The sequence below is a fragment of the Flavobacterium hungaricum genome (genome assembly GCF_015182285.1).
In the GTDB taxonomy this organism is placed as follows: Bacteria; Bacteroidota; Bacteroidia; order Flavobacteriales; family Flavobacteriaceae; genus Flavobacterium; species Flavobacterium hungaricum.
In genome coordinates, this window is record NZ_PRDM01000001.1 from 1,371,804 (window position 1) to 1,392,126 (window position 20,323).

Sequence of the window (20,323 nt, forward strand, 5' to 3'; positions counted from 1 at the left end):
TTTGTTCATTTTGCAAAAATTAATAAAGGATGACAAATCACTATTTAATATAGGCTGTTTGGCTAAATCTGGATACGTTTTTAGGTTAGGAACGTAATTTTGATATTTTTGTCATTTCCGTTAAAAACAAATAAAGTATGTTGAAGCATAAGATAATCGTTGTTTTATTTAGTTTGATGTGCACCATTTCTACAGGGCAGCCAAAAGGTATTCTTACCCATTTTTCTAATGATGGTAAGCTGAGCCAGTCGCGCGTTTTGGGCATTCAGCAAGATAAAAAAGGATTTATCTGGCTGGCATCTTTCAACGGATTAATTCGGTACGACGGAAATACTTTTAGTAAATTTAAAGTAAAACAAGATCTTTCGCTCAACATACAATCAAATCGTGTCTCTAAATTTAAGTTTGATAATCAGGGCCGAATCTGGATTCAGTCTGAAAAAAATGATATTTATTATTTTGATACCAATGAGCTCAATTTTCACAATCCGATAGAAGGAAAATCGCCCGCTGTAACTTTTGATCATTTTAAGATTATGCCTTCCGGCAGAACATGGCTTTTTCCCACAGATAAAAACTTTATGATTGTTTTTGAACCGAATAAGCAAACCAAACGCATTACTTTTGATTCGGCCAGACAATTCGGAAAAATTACAGATGTTTTTGAAGACAAATCTGGAACAACCTGGTTTTTAACCGATGCCGGAATCTGCAGGTTAAATAAGTCGAGCAAAGTTCCTGAATATTTCTTTTCGAATATGACGGGACAGTACGGAAAATCTTCGTTTAATATCGCTGATGAAACAAAAGAGGATCTTTGGTTTGGAGGAGATCGCGGCAAGTTTACCCGATACAACAAAAAATCAAGTACTTTTTTTGATTTGGATTTAGGAATCAAAGATGATATTCTGCTTGTAAATACAGTGGCAGACAATACCGTTTTGATTATAACGAAAGGCAGCGGTTTTTGCCTTTATGATATAAAAACCGGAAAATTTGAGCACTACAACAAAAAAACACTTCCGGGTTTAGTAAACGAAAGCATTAATTTTCTGGGTTTAACCAGTTCAAGACTATTTTGGTTTGACAGTCCGTCTGGCGTATTTCAGTTTGATCTGCTTACGCGAAAACTAAAACAGCTGCAGGTAGATGCAAGCGAGTCTGTTACAACCGCTGGTAAACAAAAGAGTTTTCTGCTTACAGCTCCAAACGGAACAGTCTGGATCCAGTCTACAAAAGGAGCGTTTTGTTATTGGGATGAAAAACAGAACAAATTATCATCTGTAATGCGTTGTATCAAGGAATCAAAAGAAACGGTTTCGGATGTTATGCATACCGCCATGTTTGATAAATTAGGCAATCTTTGGTTTTGTTCTTTTAAACAGGGCTTAGATTTGATCACCTTTAACAACAGTAACTTCCTAACTCTAGACTTGCATACATCGGGCAGTAAAAAACACAATGTTCGAAGTCTGATGACTGATAATAAAGGCAATCTCTGGGCGGCCAGCCGTGATGAAAAAATCGAAATTTTTGATTCTCAAAAACGAAAAATCGGCTTTTTAGGATCAGACGGTATTTTATCTGAAAGCGGTTCGGACTGGGGAGCGGATATTTACAGCATGATGCAGGATTCGCAAAACAGAGTTTGGATTGGAACCAGAGGAAACGGTGTTTTTTGTTTAACACCAAAATCACAGTCCTATAATTTTAAAGTAGATCACTATCAATACGATAAGGATGATAAATACAGTATTAGTTCTGATGATGTTTACAAAATTTTTCAGGCTTCAAATGGTCAGATTTACTTTGGAACTTGGGGAGGCGGAATTGATTTAATTCGCGAATCGGGCGATAAAATCAGTTTTATCAGTTATAGAAACGAACTGAAAAATTATCCAATCGGAAGCGCAGATAAAGTTCGCTCAATTGTAGAAACAAAAGATCATAGAATCTTTTTTATTTCGTCTTATAAATTGTTTTCTTTTTCTTCTACCAATAAACCGGCAGACAAAATACAGTTTAAAGAACATTTTCATGCATCCGGAAACGATATTTTAGATATTATAGTTACTGCAGATAACCGTCTGGCCTTGGCAACTAACGGAAAAGGATTGATTTTGGTTCGTGTAGACAAACAGGATCACGTAGACGTTAAAACTTTTTGGAGTGAAAATTTTGGGTTTCCATTAGAAGGAGTTGTGGGCATGCAGGAGGATCAATTTGGTAAAATCTGGCTTATGGGCGACAGCCAGATTGTAAGGTTCGATCCAAAAAATAACAGCTGCGAAACTTTTCCGGAACTGAAGTCGATTATTGGGACAGAAATCTTCTCAGAAGCCACAAGATGCAGACTCGTAAATGGAGAAATCGTTTTGGGATATTCAGACGGGGTATTGTATTTTAAACCCGAAGCCATTAAACCTTCAACGTTTAAACCCTATTTGGCGATTTCAGGGTTTTTAGTAAACAATAAAGAATTATTCGAAATTAATCCCGAAACTCCCAAAAATACCGATTTACTCAAAGAAGTTACGCTGCAGCACGATCAGAATTTTTTCAGGGTTCAGTTTTCTGCTTTAGATTTTATTAAAAATGAAAATATTGTCTACCGTTACAAACTGGAAGGTATTGATAAAGAATGGAATTATCTTAAAGGAGGCCAGTCCATAAATTATACCAATCTGGGCAGAGGAAGTTACACCTTGATCGTATCTTCTACAAACGGCCACAATTTATGGCTGGACAACGAGAGACAGATTAAAATTACAATTCGGCCTTCTGTCTGGGGAACTTATTTTGCCTATTTCTGTTACTTTTTACTGGGAGTTGGTTTGTTTTTGCTCATTCGAAGAGGAATTTTGACCATTTTGAAACTGCGAAATGATGTACGGGTTCAAAAAGAAGTGAGTGAGTTGAAATTAAATTTCTTTACCGATATATCGCATGAAATTCGTACGCCGCTTACCATGATTACGGCGCCGTTGGAAGTTATGCTTTCAGATCATGAGATAAACGATTCGGTAAAATCGCAGCTTCGTGTTATTGAAAAGTACAGTAATAAATTACTCAACCTGGTCAATCAGATTTTAGATTTGAGAAGAATGCAGGACAGAAAACTCGAAGTGCGCGAAATAGATTTAGGCGGATTTGCCACAGAGGTTTGCGAAAATTTTAAAGAAACCAGCTTGCAGCGCAATATACAATTGAAAGTAATTACCGCGGATACCAAACCGCATATCTGGGCTGATGTTGATAATCTGGATAAAATACTGGTAAACCTGCTTTCTAATGCATTTAAATATTGCAAAAAAGGAAGTGTAATTGAGGTTCGGGTTGAAGAATCTGATAAAAATGTGTATTTAAAAGTAAGCGATAACGGACCCGGAATTAGCGCTGTGGTTCAGAAAAAATTGTTTGTACGCTTTTCAAATTACAACGAAAATCCTTTTAATCCCAGTACGGGAATTGGTCTTTCTATTGTAAAAGATTCAGTTGATAAACACGGTGCAGAAATTATTGTAGAAACTAAAGTGGGTAAAGGAAGCAGTTTTACAATCAGCTTTTTAAAAGGATACAGCCATTTTGCGGATGATACAGAAATAATATTCGATAAAACAAAAGAGCATTTAATTGATAATCAAACTCATGAAGAATTAATAGAAGATGAAATAATAGAAGAAACCGTTAGAGAAAAGCCTGTTGGATTAATAGTCGAAGATGATCCGGAATTAAGAGGTTTTATTGTTTCTATTTTAAAGGATGATTACAGCGTTTATACCGCCGAAAATGGAATTGAAGGTCATTTAAAAGCCGCAGAGCTGACTCCTGATTTTATAATAAGTGATATTATGATGCCTGAACTTGATGGTATCGAAATGCTTAAAATTATTCGAAATAACTTTTCAATAAGCCATGTTCCCATTATTTTACTGAGTGCCAAAACCGCAATTGAAAGTAAGTTAGAAGGAATGGAATATGGGGCAGATGATTATATCACAAAACCTTTTAACGTTAGTTTTTTAAAGGCAAGAGTCAAAAATGTTTTAGAACAGCGTATTCGTTTACAGCGCTTGTATTCTACCGGAAGTGTCGCCGAAATTGCCGAAGAAAATCCGCTGCAGATTTCCCAAAAAGACAATAAATTTATGCTTCAGGTGATCGAACTGGTAAAAGAAAACATTTCTAAATCAGACTTTTCTGTTGATGAATTAGGAAAATTAATGTGCATGTCGCGCGCCAGTTTTTTTAATAAGCTTAAAAATATTACCGGAGTTTCGCCCGTCGTATTCATTCGGGATATGCGTTTAAGCGAGGCTGCCGAACTTCTTAAAAACGAAGATTTATTGATCAAGGAAGTTTGTTTTGAAGTAGGTTTTAATGATCTCAAATACTTCGGAAAATGTTTCAGGGCCAAATACAATTATACTCCGGCAGAATATCGCAGGCAGTTTCGTTATGCAGCATCGAAATAACATTAGCATTAAAAAGAGAAGAACCTCATTACAAAATAGTAATGAGGTTTTTTTATGAAATAATAGCTGCAGAACGTTAAGGTCTTGTTTTCTTCTGTTTATGATTTGTTCTTTTATTTAGGAGTATTTTTTTGCATCATATAAAAAAATAAAGGAATAATTGGTAAATAGTCAATTTTATAGTGATAAATAGCGATTTAACCCTTTTCGAAAAGCAATATTTACCCCATTTTGAGGATAGCTATACATAGTTTTGCTTCATAATCTTAACTTAATTAACTAACTATCTAAAACCAAAATTATGAACCAAACCAAAAACCTTACCCAATTAACAATACCCATAGCGAAACTATTTTTAAGCCGCGGCAGATTTGAAAAGTTGAATTCTTCATTTTTAAAATAAATACGATATGAAGAAAATTAACAGCATACTCCTCGCATTGGGGGCAGTACTTTTTGTATTGGCTTCCTGTTCTAATGATGATCTTAAATACGACAGTTACACCGTAAAATCATTAGATTATCAATTAAATGGCACGCCTTGGAACCTGAACGTCGGAATTTCGACAAGACCGCTTTTTATCTATAAAGACGATGGAAATTACTTTGCAAACTACAGTTCGCTGTATCCTTTTTCTTTAGAGAGCGGCAAATACAAATTAGTAGCAAGTGATGTTCCGGAGCAGATGATTCCTATGCCAGTCAATTTAAACGAACTGATTGTTCCTCAGCCGGCATTGGCAAACCAGCATGTAAACTTATCAGATGCCATGCCGTATGCATCTCCGTTTGAAGAACCGCTTACGCTGAATATTATCACGAGGACAGGAACGCTGCGTTTGAAGTCGTCAGATCTTACAGCAGACAAAAGTTATACCACCATTAAAACAACAGTTTCTGTAAAAAGAAGCGGTTACAAGGTTTCTGACGGAACGTATGTAAAAGAAGACATGTTTGTTACCAGAAGCAAAGCAACAGCAAACGGGGGAATTAATTATACAGATGATTTTGTTCTGTTTCAAACCGGTGAAGAGGCTAATAACGTTCGGGTTAAAATAGAATGTTTAGACCAGAATATGCAGGTTGTAAAAACTAAAGAATTAGAAGGAACTTTTCCAATAGAAGGCAGTAAAGTAACTGATGTAAGTTTCTTTTTAAACGCGCTTTAGTACCTCTTTTACAAAAAAAACTCAGACAATTAACAAAATATCTTAGCAGTCATTTATGGATTTGTAAACTCTTACAAATGAAGTAATCATGATGAATATCGTCATTGAAAACTTTTACAGTAAGTATTAAATCCAAAGCCGTGACTGGTTACATAAAAAAATATTCTAGTTATGATGATAAAAAAATACATCTGGAGCATTTTAGCCGTCTTGTTTTTGACCTATAGTGCTAATGCTCAGAAACGTGTAACCGTAACAGGTTCCGTTAGGGATAATATGGGGCTCATTCCCGGAGCGACAATTTTGGTTAAGAATGAAAACACAAATACCGTAACCGATTTTGATGGTAAATTCAGCATTTCGGTAACTGATCCCGAAACCGCAGTATTGATAATTAAATTTATTGGTCTGAATGATGAGACCGTAGCCTTAAAAGGCCGTACATCGGGAATTACCGTTCAAATGAAAGAATCGAACAGCGAACTAAACGAAGTCGTGATTATTGGTTACGGTACCCAAAAACGTAAAAACTTAACCGGAGCAATTGCGAGTATAAAAGGAACAGAACTGGCAAAAGTACCAACCGCAAATGTGGCCGAAGCTTTAACAGGAAGGCTTCCGGGAGTTCAGGTTACTACTGTAGATGGTTCTCCGGGATCAGAAGTAAAGATTAGAATTCGTGGAGGTGGTTCTATTACCGAGGATAATTCACCTTTGATTTTAGTTGATGGTTTTGAGGTCGCAAACCTAAATGATATCCCGCCGACAGATATCGAATCTGTAGAAGTTTTAAAAGACGCAGCTTCAACAGCTGTTTACGGTGCCAGAGGTGCTAACGGAGTAATTATCGTTACTACAAAAGTGCCAAAAGCAGGAAAAGTTTCAGTAAACATTCACAATTATACACAGATTAAAACGCTTGCCAATCACTTAGATGTAATGGATCCTTATGAATATGTAATGCTGCAGTACGAAAATGCGCGTAAGAGCAGTTCTAATCCAACGGCATTTTATAATACATACGGTAAATCCAGCGAATTATACATTTATAAAGGAAATAAAGGTACAGATTGGCAGGATGAAATTTTTGGAAGTAACCCAATTGCAAGATATACAGATATTAACGTAAATGGCGGAAGTGAAAAAACGAAATTCAAATTCACCTTTGTAAATCAGGATCAGCCGGGAGCATTGGTGGGAACAGGATTACGCCAGAATTATGTTTACTTAATCCTGAATTCTAAGTTAACAGATAATCTTACGTTTGAGTACCAAACCCGTTTAACCAATCGTACGATAGATGGTTCGGGTACAGATGGTGTAAGTCTGCTTAGAGCCTTGCGTGAAGCACCAACTGCAGGTCTGGAAGACTATATGACATTACCAGTTGATAACACCTACTTTGATCCTGAAGATTATGAAGTTAAACCTCGTTTTAATCCAATTGAAGAAGCAGAAAAAAATTACCGTAAACGTACTACAAGAATTTTTAATACAACCGGAGCCTTAACTTGGACAATTAAAAAAGGATTAACACTGCGTTCCTCTTTTGGTTATGAATATAAATATGATGAAGACGGTCGTTTTTATGGAACAGATACTCGTGTCGCCACAGATAATAATAATCTGCCGGTAGTATACTGGTCAATGACACAGTCGCCTCGCTGGCAGTTGAATAACGTATTAAACTACGGATTCAAACTAAAAGAGCGTCACGATTTTCAGTTAATGATCGGGCAGGAAATAAAAGATCAGGAAAGTTCGGCTAAATTTTACCGCACCCGTTATTTTCCTGATGACATTTCAGGTTCAAAAGCTTTAGATAATCTGGCATTGGGAACTCCTTTTGATAACGGTTCACTGGCTGAATCTCCAAATAGAATAGCATCATTTTTTGGAAGAGCCAATTATGGTTATGATGATCGTTATCTGTTTACGTTTACCGTTCGTACAGACGGTTCTACAAAATTTGGCCCAGACAACAGATGGGGTGTTTTTCCTGCGGGGGCTTTTGCTTGGAGAGTTTCTAATGAAAGTTTCTTAAAAGATAATGAAACAGTTTCTAATCTAAAACTTCGTTTGAGTTATGGAGCCTCTGGTAATGATAGAATAAAAGCAGATTTATATGCAAAATACTACGGTGTTTCCAGAGATCGTTCTGTAGGATGGGGAGAAGAAAATCAGTATTACTATAATTTTTACAACAGCCAGTATCTTAATAATCCAAATGTAAAATGGGAAACAACTTATACGGCAAATGCCGGTATTGACTTTGGTTTCTTTAAAGAAAGATTAACCGGAACTCTTGATTTCTATTATAATAAAGTAAAAGATTTATTAGTGCCTTCTGATATTGCTTCGGTTTCCGGTTTTACAAAAATGATGACCAATGTTGGACAAACTTCTAACAAGGGGGTCGAATTGGCACTTAACGGAAGTATTATTAAGAAAAAAGATTTTCAGGTTGATTTGACTTTTAATATCGGTTACAATAAAAACAAAATTGACAAACTGTCCAGCGGTGAGCAGGAATGGATTTTGAGTTCGGGCTGGGCAGGAACACAATTATTAAATGACGATGATTACCGTGCTTATGTAGGCGGAACAAAAGGTTTGATTTATGGTTTTGTAAACGATGGGTTTTATACCATGGATGATTTTGAATCGTTTGATGCCGTAACCAGAGCCTGGAAACTAAAAGAAGGCGTAGCCAACTCCAAAAATCTTTCAGGCGAACCCGTTCCGGGAAATGCTAAGTTCAAAAAACTGACTCCTGTTGACTCTTCTGACCCAAACAGCTATGTAGTGGGTGATAAGGACAGAAAAGTTATTGGAGATACAAATCCTGATTTTTCTGGAGGGTTTGGTATAAATGCGGTTTGGAAAAATTTTGATTTAACAGCCTTTTTCAACTTTATGTATGGTTTTGATGTGTACAATGCCAATAAGATCATGATGACTTCTTTCTACCAAAACAATCAAAACAATTTTGGTATGGAAGTAGGACTGGATAAACGCTGGAGAAATTATGATGATATGGGGAACGATCTTCGTTATTCGCCGGATCTGCTGGCCAAACAAAACGAAAATGCGACCATGTGGAATCCTGTAAGTATTGGCCGTCCTATAGCAATGTCGTATGCAGTTGAAGATGGTTCTTTCTTAAGATTAAATACATTGAGTATTGGTTACACAATTCCAAAACAACAAAGTAAAGCAATAGGATTAAGCAGAGTAAGATTATACGCTACAGGAAGCAATTTATTTGTTTGGACCAATTATTCAGGATACGATCCGGATGTAAATCTGGAAACCGGACTTACACCTAATATTGATTACAATGCTTATCCAAGAACACGTAATTACGCTTTTGGTGTACAGCTTTCATTTTAATTAAACGAATTAAATCACATAGAGATGAATAAAAAGATATTATTTAGTTTTCTGCTAATTTTTGCGCTGTCTTTTACAGCCTGCGAAGAATATCTGGATGTACAGCCTGGATCAGGCTTTACCGAAGCAGAAGTTTTTAGAACAGAAAAAGACATACAATCTGCAGTGGCAGGTGTGTATACGCTTATGCTTGCCGAAGATGCCTATTCTAACAGAGTTGCTTTTGTTTTCAATATGAATACAGACGTAGAAATGTCTGGTGTTGCGACAAGTACGGTAAACGGAAACGGATCTGACATTGCTTGTTATGACCCTAAACCATACTGGACAACCTTAAATTCTACCTGGAACGCCATGTACAAAATCATTAATGCGGCAAATGATGTAATCGAAGGAATTGAAGGCTCAGATTTATACAAAGCAGACAGCAAGTCAGGCCCATCTAATATAATGCAGCTGTATGGTGAAGTTAAAACACTTCGTGCGATGGTGTATTTAGATATAATTCGTATTTGGGGCGATGTGGTTTTTAGAACAAAATCTTCAACCGGAGACGAAAATTTTGCTGTAGGATTAACCGATAGAAATAAAATTCTTGAATTTTTAATTGATGACTTAAAAACAGTTGAGCCTTTCATGAAAAATGCAAGCGAACTGGATTATGGAGTAGAACGCGCTTCAAGAAGTTTTAACCAAAGTTTGATTGGTTTACTGGCTTTAACACGCGGAGGCTGGACACTGCGTCCTGACGAAGGAAATCCGGCAAGCATCGGCCACATGGAAAGAGGCACAAATCATGAACAGTATTATGATATCGCTATTCAATACCTGGATAAAGTAATTCAGGGAAGGCAGCACGATTTAAAACTGAGCTTCAGCGAGTTTTGGGTAAAACAAAACAACTGGGAAACTCCTGTAAATGACGATGTGATTTTTTCAATTCCAATGTTAAAGAACTCATCTGGAGAATATGGCTATTTTGTTGGAATTCCAATTCTTGAAGGAACGCATCCATACGGAGGCGCATCCGGAACTTTAAGCTTATGCGGCGAATATCTTTATTCATTTGATAATAAAGATTTGCGACGAGATATTACATGCGCACCGCTTTCCTACGATCAAAACTTAAATCAGTTAATTCGTTTGGATTTAGCTCGTTTAGCAGTTGGAAAATGGTCAAAATTATCCATGAAAGATCCATTAGGAAGCACCAGTGCCAAAGGAACCGGTGTAAATTATTCCTGGATGCGATTTGCAGATGTATTATTAATGTATGCCGAAGCAGTAAACGAACGTTTTGGCCCGCGCGAAGATGCTCAGGAATGTTTAAGACGCGTGCGCCGAAGAGCTTTTGCGCAGTCAGAATGGGCGGTTAAAGTAGATAACTATGTAATGTCGAAATCGTCGCCTGATGCGTTTTTTAAAGCCATTATGGACGAACGCAAATGGGAATTTGGGGGAGAAAGCAAGCGTAAATTCGATTTGGCAAGATGGAACAAATTCAGCGAAGTAATCTACAATCAGTATTATAAATTACTCAACTGGGGCCGTGTTGCAAACGGTGCTTATGTACCGGGCATAGATCTGGTTCCGGGAAGCATTTACTATAAAAATATTCCGGATCCGGCTAATTCAGGCAGAACAATTCTAGACATAAAAGGTATCGACGAAATCCTTCAGGCGCGTCCGGCTGGTTATACAGAACTGCCTTTTGCCGTAAGCTGGTATGCATTAAACAATGAAACTTTAAGTTACGAACCAAGAAACGACATCAAATGGAGCTTTAGAGGATTTATAAACTACAATAATGCGTCGTCAGTATCTCCAACAGATCCATTGCGTTATTTATGTCCTTATCCGTCAAAAGTAATCACAGATCATCGAGGAGCCATTCAAAATCATTATGGTTTTTAATTTTAAATCAAGTACAGTATGAAAAATTTTAAAATACTAGTTTCTATTTTATCCTTTATAGGCTTAATTGTCTGTGGTGAAATGTTAATATCTTGTGAGTCAGACGAATTTAAATACAAAGCTGAGCAAGATTTATTTCAGCCCAAATTTGTGCTTCAGGCTCCATTGGTAAAAAGTAATTCTATCGCTGTTGTCTGGTACAAAGTAAACGATGCCGTTTCCTACACCGTAGAACTGCATTTAGACAACTATTACAAAAGTTTGTACAAGAGTTATACTACGACAGATACACAGCTTTTAATGGATGATATCCCGTATAAAACACAGTTTTACATACGATTACGATCAAACAGCAGTTCAAGCGGACATAATTCACAATGGGCGTATACAAACGCTTTAACAGAAGACCGACCTGCATTTGACGCTATATTACAGCCTATAGAAAAAGTAAATATTACCGAAACAGATGTAACGGTAAAATGGACTGTTTCTTCAAAAAATCCGGTTGACAGTATTTCTATTGAACCGGCGCAGTCTGCTGAAATCGCAGCTATTGGCCGTAAATTAACTCCTGAAGAAATGAGTCAGGGAGAAGCCAAGGTCGAAGGATTAGAAAAAAACACCTTGTACAATGTCAATATTTTCGATAATAATAAACCAAGACGATATGACAAGCCGTACAATCAGGTTTCTTTCCGTTCTGCCGGGCCATCAGCAGCTACTATTATTGTAACCAAAGGAATGGATTTAGATGCCTTGCTTCGCAACAATAACGACGATCCAACCGTGCCCGAAGGAACAGAATATTTCCTGGAAGCAGGTTCATTATTTAAAATTACACCATTTACGATTTCAAAAGGATTTAAACTCACGGGAGGAACGCAGGGAGAACGTCCTCAAATCGAAATGAACGGAAACTGGAATATTTCAGAAGGATCGTACCTTTCTTCTCTGGCTTTCGAAAATATCCGATTCTACCAGACTATAGATGCCGGCTATTTCTTTAACAGCGGTACTGCATGGCGTATAGAAAAAATTACTTTCTATAACTGTGTTTTCAATTATTTCAAACGTGGTTTCTGGAGACATCAGGGTAACGGAAAATATAAAGAAATAGGAGAATTGGATATGAGCTATTGTACGTTTGATCAGGTAGGAGGACACACAGGGCCTTACGGAACATTTGCCTTTGGTTCTGCCGGAGCAGATAATGTAAAAAGAGCCGTTTTCTCGAATTGTACTTTTATGAGAGATTACTATCAAACCACAGATAAAAATAGAAACTTTAAAAACTTATTCGATTACGGCACATCGGCTTATCCTATTTATTTAGAGTATCAAAACATTACGATTTACGATTATGCGTACAACAGATCGCTTATAAATATCCCTGCCGCAGTAGGATCTACTTTAGTCTTTAAAAATGTATTATTAGCATCTGCGACAGGAAAAGTGATTCAGGCAATAGCCGCAAATACGCCAACGACCTACGGCAATAATTACACCACGACAGATTATCTGCTGGGAGCCGCAGGCATTCAGGGAGTTGAATTAGGCATCAGCGCACAAAATTTATTTGTTGATCCTGCAAACGGAAATTTGATGATTAAAAATTCAAATTCTCCAATTGTTACAAATAGAGTGGGAGACACCAGATGGCTTCCATAAGAATTGGTTAATTGTTTAAGTTCAGTACAGAAGTATCCTTGTGGTTGGGATACTTCAATGTACTGTTATTAAAATCCTCAAAATTAAAATGAACTAAACTTTAAAATACCACAGAATTCAAAGCTGTGGTATTTTATATATGAATATTAAAATCAATTAAAAAATGAAATTCAAACAATTACTGCTTTCGCTAAGCTTGCTATGGTACTCCGGAGCAGAAGCCCAAGGCTGGAATGCTGATTTAGGAAACGGAAAATATAAGAACCCTATTTTACATGTAGATTATTCAGATCCTGATGTATGTGCAGGTAAAGAGGGGTATTATATGACTGCTTCCAGTTTTAATAGTATTCCCGGGCTTCCTATTCTTCATTCAAAAGACCTGGTAAATTGGGAATTGGTTGGATATGCATTACAAAATCAATTTCCTGTAGAACATTATCGCACCGTTCGTCACGGCGATGGTGTCTGGGCGCCGTCTATTCGATATCATAACGGGGAATATTTTATTTACTGGGGCGATCCTGATTTCGGAATTTATATGGTTAAAACCAAAGATCCTGCGGGAACTTGGGAAAATCCCGTATTGGTAAAAGAAGCCAAAGGAATTATAGATACCTGTCCGTTTTGGGATGAAGACGGAAAAGCGTATTTGTCGTATGCTTTTGCAGGAAGCCGTGCCAATGTAAAAACGGTTCTAATGTTATCTGAACTTGCACCAGATGGTACTAAACTAATAGGAAATCCCGCATTGGTTTTTGACGGACACAATGGTCACACAACCGTTGAAGGCTCTAAAATGTACAAACGCGACGGTTTTTACTGGATTATGGCTCCTGCCGGAGGTGTAAAACCGGGATGGCAGTTAGCAATGCGTTCCAAAAATGTCTGGGGACCTTATGAATCTAAAGTGGTGCTGCATCAGGGAAATACACCAATGAACGGTCCTCATCAGGGCGGTTACATCGAAACGCCTAATGGCGACGGATGGTTCATACATTTTCAGGACCGCTGGGCATACGGACGTGTGGTGAACCTGCAGCCGGTTACGTGGAAAGACAACTGGCCAATTATGGGCGTAGATCCTGATAAAGACGGAATTGGAGAACCTGTACTGGAGTGGACAAAACCCAACGTAGGAAAAACGTATCCCGCAACTCCTTTGATTTCTTCGGATGAATTTAACACGCACCAATTGGGGCTGCAATGGCAGTGGCAGGCCAATCAGGATCCCGGTAAACATTGGGGCTGGTCATCGGCAAATTTGGGTTTTATGCGTTTAAACTGCGTTCCGCGCGATGAAAATTCAAAAACCATGTGGATGATGCCCAATCTTTTACTGCAAAAATTTCCAGGTGCCAATTTTACAGCAACAGCAAAACTTACGTTCGAAAAAAATCCTGATGCCGGAGTCAGCAGCTCAGGTTTGATTGTATTTGGCGAAGACTATGCCTATATCGCAATTGAACAGGATAAAACCGGAAACCTGATCCTGGTGCAGCGATTACTGAAAAATGCCCGAACATCTAAAGAAGGCGAAAAAGAAATCGCAACGGTCTCAATTAATAAAAAAGAAGTACAGCTTCGCGCCAAAGTAGAAATGATCCAGAAGAAAGAACCATTTGATGCCCGGGTAACTTTTTACTACAGCATTGACGGAAAAACGTTTAAAAAATTAGGTGACTCATTCAAGCCGGCTGCAGGAAGATGGGTTGGGGCCAAAATTGGTCTTTTTGCTTCGGGAACTAAAGCTGTAAATGACAGCAGTTACGCCGATTATGATTGGTTTAGGGTAGAAGAAAATTAAGAAATTATGACTCATAAAATAACATATTGCGCACTTGTTTTATTGGCTTGTTTTGTTTCGTTTGGACAATCCAAATTAGATCTAACACCAATCGAATGGGCAGAAAAAATGGCTGATTCAGATCAAAAACGGGTTCCGAATCCGGTGTTTCTGGATGGAGTGAAATTCCCAAAATGGAATTATACCAACGGTTTAGTAACGCTGGCCAATCAAAAATTATACGATTATACCAAAGAACAAAAATATTACGATTACGGACTTTCATACGCAGAACAGCTTATTGATAAAGAAGGAAAAATTGGCGGCGGTTACGAACTCGAAAAGTACAGTCTCGATTTAGTCAATTCAGGTAAAATTCTTTTTGAGATTTACAGAAAAACGGGCGATATGAGATATAAAACCGCCATAGACATGCTGCACAAACAATTAGAAACACATCCCAGAAATTCTGACGGCGGTTACTGGCACAAAAAAAGTTATCCGTGGCAGATGTGGCTCGATGGCGTTTATATGGCTGATCCTTTTTCTGCCCAATACGGATTTGTTTTTAATGATTCAAAAGCAATTGACGATGCCATTTTGCAGGCAGAACTTATTCAAAAACACACGTACGACCCTAAAACCGGCCTTAATTTTCATGGTTATGATGAAAAACGAGCGCAATTCTGGGCCAATAAAAATACCGGAACTTCTGCGCATGTATGGGGGCGTGCGCAGGGCTGGTACTGCATGGCATTGGTAGATATTCTGGATTATATTCCTGAAAATCATCCAAAGAGAAAAGATTTGATAAAGATCCTTCAAAAGGTTTATCAGGCTGTTCTAAAAGCACAGGATTCTAAAACAGGAGTATGGCAGCAGGTAATGGATCAGCCGGCACGAAAAGGCAATTATTTAGAATCTACCTGTTCCACCATGTTTGTGTATTCGTTTGCCAAAGCCTATAACAAAGGTTATGTAGATAAAAAATTTCTTAAATCGGCAGAAATTGGTTTTAAAGGAATTCAGAAACAATTCATAAAAGAAAATCCCGATGGAACCATTTCGATAACCAAATGCTGCGCCGTGGCTGGATTAGGGGGGAAAAATCCTCAGGATCGCGACGGTTCATTTGAATACTATATTTCAGAACCCATTAGAGAAGATGATGCAAAAGCCGTTGGTCCTTTTATTATGGCAGGAATCGAACTGCAGCTGGTTTTAGACAAAAAATAACGTATCAAATTACAATTGATTATGATAAAAATTAAAACAACCATTCTTATTGCGGCAACTGTATTTACAGCAATTTCCTGCAGTAACAATAAAGGAATTGCGGCTAAAAACGGATCTTCACAAAAAAGAAATGTTTCCCAAATGGAACTTCCGTTTAAAATGCCCGAAATACAAATTCCGAAGTTCAAAACAGATACGCTGAACATTGTTGATTTTGGCGCAGTTCCAAATACCGAAGAACTTTGCACAACAGCCATAAATACAGCTATCAGCAAATGTTCTGAGTCGGGCGGTGGCGTTGTTGTTATTCCTCAGGGTTTGTGGACAACAGGCCCTATAAAAATGAAAAGCAATGTTAATCTGCATACGCAAAACGGCGCTTACATTTCGTTTACGGCCGATTTAAAACAATACCAGCTTATAGAATCTTATTTTGAAGGAAATAAAGTAATTCGCTGCGAATCTCCTATTATGGGCGTTGATCTGGAAAATATTGCCATTACAGGTCAGGGAATTTTTGACGGAAACGGCTCGAACTGGAGACCCGTTAAAATTGGAAAAATGACCGCTAATCAATGGAACGAACTGGTTAATTCCGGAGGTGTTTTGTCTAAAGACCGCAAAATCTGGTATCCGTCGCAAGGCGCTTACACAGGCAATGAAGAACGCGAAAAACTGCCTAAAATACCCACTACTGCAAATATGGAACCGTACAAACAGGCACTTCGTCCGGTAATGGTGAGTTTTGTTAATTGCAAAAAACTGCTTTTAGACGGCGTTACTTTCCAAAATTCTCCGGCGTGGAATGTCAATCCGTTAATGTGTGAACATCTTACCCTGCGTAACTTAACCATTCGCAATCCGTGGTATTCTCAAAACGGCGACGGTCTGGATCTGGAATCCTGCCGAATCGGACAGGTAACCAACTGTCGTTTTGATGTAGGAGACGATGCTATTTGTATCAAATCCGGAAAAGACAAAGAAGGCAGAGACCGCGGCAAACCAACCGAATTGTTTGTCATTACAGATTGCGTGGTCTATCATGCGCATGGCGGTTTTGTTATTGGCAGTGAAATGTCTGGCGGCGTACGCAATATATTCGTTAAAAACCTCACATTTAACGGTACAGACTGTGGTCTTCGGTTTAAATCGGTTCGGGGAAGAGGAGGCGTAGTTGAGAATATTTGGATGGAAGACATTCGCATGAACAATATTCCGACAGATGCGATCAATTTCAACTTGTATTATTTTGGAAAATCACTTTCTGAAGATAAACTGACAGGCGAGGTAACCGTTGCAAAAGAGATAGTTTCAGAGTCCACTCCGGTATTCAAAAATATGTACTTCAAAAACATTTACGTAAACGGAGCTTCACAAGCCTTAAAAATCATGGGAATTCCCGAAATGCCGGTTGAAAACATTCAATTTCAAAATATGATTATCCGCTCAGATGTGGGAATCCAGATGAATTACGCCAGCAAAATCGATTTTAAAAACCTTGATTTAAGACTGGACAAACCCGGAATCGCAGTTAGTTTTTCGAACAGTCAAAATGTAACTATTGAGAACGTTACAGCTGTTGGCGAAAACCAGATGTTTTGGGTAGGAGGCGCCTCAACAAAAGATATTTCATTGAAAACCAATGGTAAAAAAATGACTTTTGATAAAGACATTAAGGTCTTAGAATCCATTAAAGATGAGGTTAAATTAATAGAATAACAATCTTTAAAAGTTTCAGGTTTCATGTGTCATGTTTCAGGTTTCATGTTTCAAGTTATAAAAATTAAAAGTATGATTTTCAATTTTTTAATAGCGTCTGTTTTTTGTATAAACTGCTCCTTTGGTTCTGTTTCAAAAGAAATTCAAGATAAAAAATCCGCCAGAAATGATTATGATATTGTGGTAGATGCAAACGGTACAGGCAATTACACCACAGTTCAGGCTGCGCTAAATTCAGTTGCCTTATCCAAAACAATCGAAACTAAAATTTTCATTAAAAACGGTGTTTACAAAGAAAAACTAGAAGTAGTTTTAAATCAAAACAATATCACGTTAATAGGAGAAAGCAAAGAAAAAGTACGGCTTACGTACGATGATTATGCGTCAAAATCAAATGGGGCAGGCGGTACGATAGGAACTTCGGGATCTGCCAGTTTTATTATTACCGGAAATGATTTTAAAGCTCGAAATATCACTTTCGAAAATTCATCTGGCCCGGTTGGTCAGGCGGTAGCAGTGAGAATTGACGGAGATAAAGTTGTTTTTGAGAATTGCAGTTTCTTAGGTTTTCAGGATACACTTTATCCGAGAGCCGACACCAGCAGGCAATACTATAAAAATTGTTATATCGAAGGAACAACCGATTTTATTTTTGGAGGCTCCACAGCTGTTTTTGATCAATGTGAAATATTTGCGAAGAAAGGCGGCTCGTACATAACCGCTGCCAATACGCCTCAGTCTAACGCTTATGGATTTGTTTTTCTGAACTGCAAATTGATTGCAAATTCTGGTGACAGCAGTTATTATTTAGGAAGGCCGTGGCGCAATTATGCCCGAACCGTTTTTTTAAAATGCGAAATGGGACCGCACATAAAAGCCGCAGGATGGCACAATTGGGGCAAACCCGAAGCCGAAAGCACTACTTTTTATGCCGAATATTTATCAACAGGAATTGGAGGTAATAGCAGCGCGCGCGTAAAGTGGTCGCATCAATTATCATCGGAACAATTTAAAAAAGACTACGCAGTTAAGACCGTTTTGAGAGGCTGGAAACCGACTTTAAAATGATCCGTTTTTAAATCATATAAATCATAATAAGTTAAAGATAAGTACAATGAAATTTCAAAACAAAAATCTTAGCGCAGCAATTATGGGGATTTGTATGATTTTCTTCCAAAACATAAATGCCCAGTATTTAAAAGGCATTACAAATGTCAGGGACACTTCGTTTACCAATGCGAGTGCTTTCAGGAAAACGCTCAAATATTTTCCTAATTGCGCTTTAGTTCCCAAAATGCATTTCGAAAATGTAACGCAGAAAAACGACATTACTTATTGCAGTTATGGCAGACGAAAAATGAAACTCGACGTTTTTTACGATAAAAATGCCCAAAAGAAACAAACAGCGATTATCATTATTCATGGTGGCGGCTGGCGTTCCGGCAGTAAAGAACAACATCATCAAATGGCGCAGAAACTGGCAAGTCTGGGATATGTGTGTTTTACGCCAGAATACCGACTTTCAACCGAAGCCCTTTTTCCCGCCGCGATTTATGATCTCAAAGCATGCATTCGCTGGGTGAGACAAAATGCTGCCAAATACAATATCAATCCGGATCAGATAACCGCTCTCGGATTTTCGGCAGGAGGAGAATTGGCCGCTTTTATGGGCACGACAGCAAATATGCCGCTTTTTGAAGGCGCTGTTACCCATTCAGATTCAAAATCTCAGGTCAATGCCGTAATTGATATCGACGGGACGCTCTCATTTGTGCATCCCGAAAGCAGTGAAGGCAACGACAGCAAAAATATTTCGGCAGGAACGTATTGGTTTGGATATTCAAAAAATGAAAATCCTAAACTTTGGGAAACCGCTTCTCCTCTCAGCTACGTTAATGCCTCAACGCCGCCCACATTATTCATTAATAGTTCTATTGCCAGAATGCATGCCGGACGCGACGATTACAGAAAGATTTTAACTGAAAACGGAATCTATTCTGAAGTTCATGAGTTTGAAAATTCACCTCATACTTTTTGCCTTTTTAATCCCTGGTTTGAGACCACAATTCAATACATAGACAATTTCGTAACTAAAATATACCATAAATAATATGAAAACAAAATTTGTAATTCCACTGCTTAGTATAACTCTGGCTGTTTTGATTATGGCTTTTACCAGATCAAAATCGGTAACTACCATTTATTTAATTGGTGATTCGACCGTGGCTGATTATGCCAATAATTATGAAGAAGGAAAAGATTATATGAAAACCAGATATCCCGTTACGGGCTGGGGACAAGTGTTTCAACAGTTTTTAGTTAAAGACAGCCTGAAAAAAATCAATAAAATAATTAAAACAGACAGTGCTTTTGTAGATGACAGAGCAAGGGGAGGCCGAAGCACCAGAACTTTTTTTCAGGAAGGCAGATGGCGCTCTGTATACGAAAACCTTAAAAAAGGAGATTTGGTCTTCATGCAGTTTGGTCATAACGATGCCGCCGAAGACAAACCGGAACGTTACGTAAATCTGGAAGGATACAAAGAGTTTTTAAGGCTTTTTATTGAACAGACAAGAGCAAAAGGAGCCAAGCCAATTCTCTTAACTCCGGTAGCCAGAAACTTTCCGTGGAAAGACGATAAACTGCAGAATATTCACGGTTTGTATCCTGATGCTGTAAAAGAAATTGCAAAAGAAATGAATGTAATGCTGATTGATTTAAACCAGAAATCAATTGACTTTTTTACGAAAAAAGGAAAGCCATATGTTTCTGAAAACTACTTCATGAATTTAGGTCCGGGTATATATGAAGCCTATCCGAATGGTCAAAAAGACAATACGCATTTTCAAACCAAAGGTGCCGTAGAAGTCGCAAGGCTTGTTTTTGAAGGAATGAAAGAATTAAATTAAAATTTTGATACGCAGCAAAAGGGTTTGATAAGAAAAACCCTTTTGAACTTTACT

General features: G+C 37.9%; 11 protein-coding genes. All 11 read left to right on the plus strand.

The window, feature by feature from the left end; translation table 11 throughout:
• Positions 1-137: 137 nt before the first annotated feature.
• The 11 genes from C4F50_RS05885 to C4F50_RS05935 all read left to right on the plus strand — a co-directional run bounded on the left by C4F50_RS05885 (position 138) and on the right by C4F50_RS05935 (position 20,269).
• On the plus strand, positions 138-4,475 hold the full coding sequence (locus C4F50_RS05885; protein WP_193845482.1) for a hybrid sensor histidine kinase/response regulator transcription factor: 4,338 nt from the start codon (positions 138-140) through the stop codon (positions 4,473-4,475).
• Positions 4,476-4,885: 410 nt separating this feature from the next.
• Positions 4,886-5,644, plus strand: coding sequence for a hypothetical protein (locus tag C4F50_RS05890; protein WP_193845483.1), 759 nt, complete (start codon positions 4,886-4,888; stop codon positions 5,642-5,644).
• A gap of 171 nt (positions 5,645-5,815) precedes the next feature.
• Positions 5,816-9,037 carry a SusC/RagA family TonB-linked outer membrane protein gene (locus C4F50_RS05895; RefSeq protein ID WP_228011962.1) on the plus strand — a complete coding sequence of 1,074 codons (3,222 nt, stop codon included), beginning with the start codon at positions 5,816-5,818 and terminating at the stop codon, positions 9,035-9,037.
• A gap of 24 nt (positions 9,038-9,061) precedes the next feature.
• Positions 9,062-10,951, plus strand: a complete 1,890-nt coding sequence (locus tag C4F50_RS05900) for a RagB/SusD family nutrient uptake outer membrane protein (RefSeq protein ID WP_193845484.1) — start codon at positions 9,062-9,064, stop codon at positions 10,949-10,951.
• Between the two features lie 18 nt (positions 10,952-10,969).
• Entirely contained in the window at positions 10,970-12,619 is a 1,650-nt protein-coding gene (locus C4F50_RS05905; RefSeq protein ID WP_193845485.1) for a DUF5123 domain-containing protein, read from the plus strand.
• Positions 12,620-12,782: 163 nt separating this feature from the next.
• Positions 12,783-14,426 carry a glycoside hydrolase family 43 protein gene (locus C4F50_RS05910; RefSeq protein WP_193845486.1) on the plus strand — a complete coding sequence of 548 codons (1,644 nt, stop codon included), beginning with the start codon at positions 12,783-12,785 and terminating at the stop codon, positions 14,424-14,426.
• Positions 14,427-14,432: 6 nt separating this feature from the next.
• Complete coding sequence (locus C4F50_RS05915) at positions 14,433-15,641, plus strand: glycoside hydrolase family 88/105 protein (RefSeq protein ID WP_228011963.1); 1,209 nt, start codon at positions 14,433-14,435, stop codon at positions 15,639-15,641.
• A 21-nt stretch (positions 15,642-15,662) separates the two neighbouring features.
• Positions 15,663-17,360 (plus strand): glycoside hydrolase family 28 protein, encoded by a 1,698-nt coding sequence (locus C4F50_RS05920; protein ID WP_193845487.1) that lies wholly within the window; start codon positions 15,663-15,665, stop codon positions 17,358-17,360.
• 72 nt (positions 17,361-17,432) lie between these two features.
• Positions 17,433-18,428: a pectinesterase family protein gene (locus C4F50_RS05925; protein WP_193845488.1), complete on the plus strand. Its 996-nt coding sequence runs from the start codon at positions 17,433-17,435 to the stop codon at positions 18,426-18,428.
• A gap of 46 nt (positions 18,429-18,474) precedes the next feature.
• Positions 18,475-19,470: an alpha/beta hydrolase gene (locus tag C4F50_RS05930; protein WP_228011964.1), complete on the plus strand. Its 996-nt coding sequence runs from the start codon at positions 18,475-18,477 to the stop codon at positions 19,468-19,470.
• A gap of 1 nt (position 19,471) precedes the next feature.
• Positions 19,472-20,269 carry a rhamnogalacturonan acetylesterase gene (locus tag C4F50_RS05935; RefSeq protein WP_071637709.1) on the plus strand — a complete coding sequence of 266 codons (798 nt, stop codon included), beginning with the start codon at positions 19,472-19,474 and terminating at the stop codon, positions 20,267-20,269.
• Positions 20,270-20,323: the final 54 nt, after the last annotated feature.

What these genes read in the sequence shown, in the direction of transcription:
- C4F50_RS05925 (WP_193845488.1), top strand. Translation starts at nt 17,433, where the DNA reads ATGATTTTCAATTTTTTAATAGCGTCTGTTTTTTGTATAAACTGCTCC.
- C4F50_RS05905 (WP_193845485.1), top strand. Translation starts at nt 10,970, where the DNA reads ATGAAAAATTTTAAAATACTAGTTTCTATTTTATCCTTTATAGGCTTA.
- C4F50_RS05895 (WP_228011962.1), top strand. Translation starts at nt 5,816, where the DNA reads ATGATGATAAAAAAATACATCTGGAGCATTTTAGCCGTCTTGTTTTTG.
- C4F50_RS05930 (WP_228011964.1), top strand. Translation starts at nt 18,475, where the DNA reads ATGAAATTTCAAAACAAAAATCTTAGCGCAGCAATTATGGGGATTTGT.
- C4F50_RS05920 (WP_193845487.1), top strand. Translation starts at nt 15,663, where the DNA reads ATGATAAAAATTAAAACAACCATTCTTATTGCGGCAACTGTATTTACA.
- C4F50_RS05900 (WP_193845484.1), top strand. Translation starts at nt 9,062, where the DNA reads ATGAATAAAAAGATATTATTTAGTTTTCTGCTAATTTTTGCGCTGTCT.
- C4F50_RS05915 (WP_228011963.1), top strand. Translation starts at nt 14,433, where the DNA reads ATGACTCATAAAATAACATATTGCGCACTTGTTTTATTGGCTTGTTTT.
- C4F50_RS05890 (WP_193845483.1), top strand. Translation starts at nt 4,886, where the DNA reads ATGAAGAAAATTAACAGCATACTCCTCGCATTGGGGGCAGTACTTTTT.
- C4F50_RS05910 (WP_193845486.1), top strand. Translation starts at nt 12,783, where the DNA reads ATGAAATTCAAACAATTACTGCTTTCGCTAAGCTTGCTATGGTACTCC.
- C4F50_RS05885 (WP_193845482.1), top strand. Translation starts at nt 138, where the DNA reads ATGTTGAAGCATAAGATAATCGTTGTTTTATTTAGTTTGATGTGCACC.
- C4F50_RS05935 (WP_071637709.1), top strand. Translation starts at nt 19,472, where the DNA reads ATGAAAACAAAATTTGTAATTCCACTGCTTAGTATAACTCTGGCTGTT.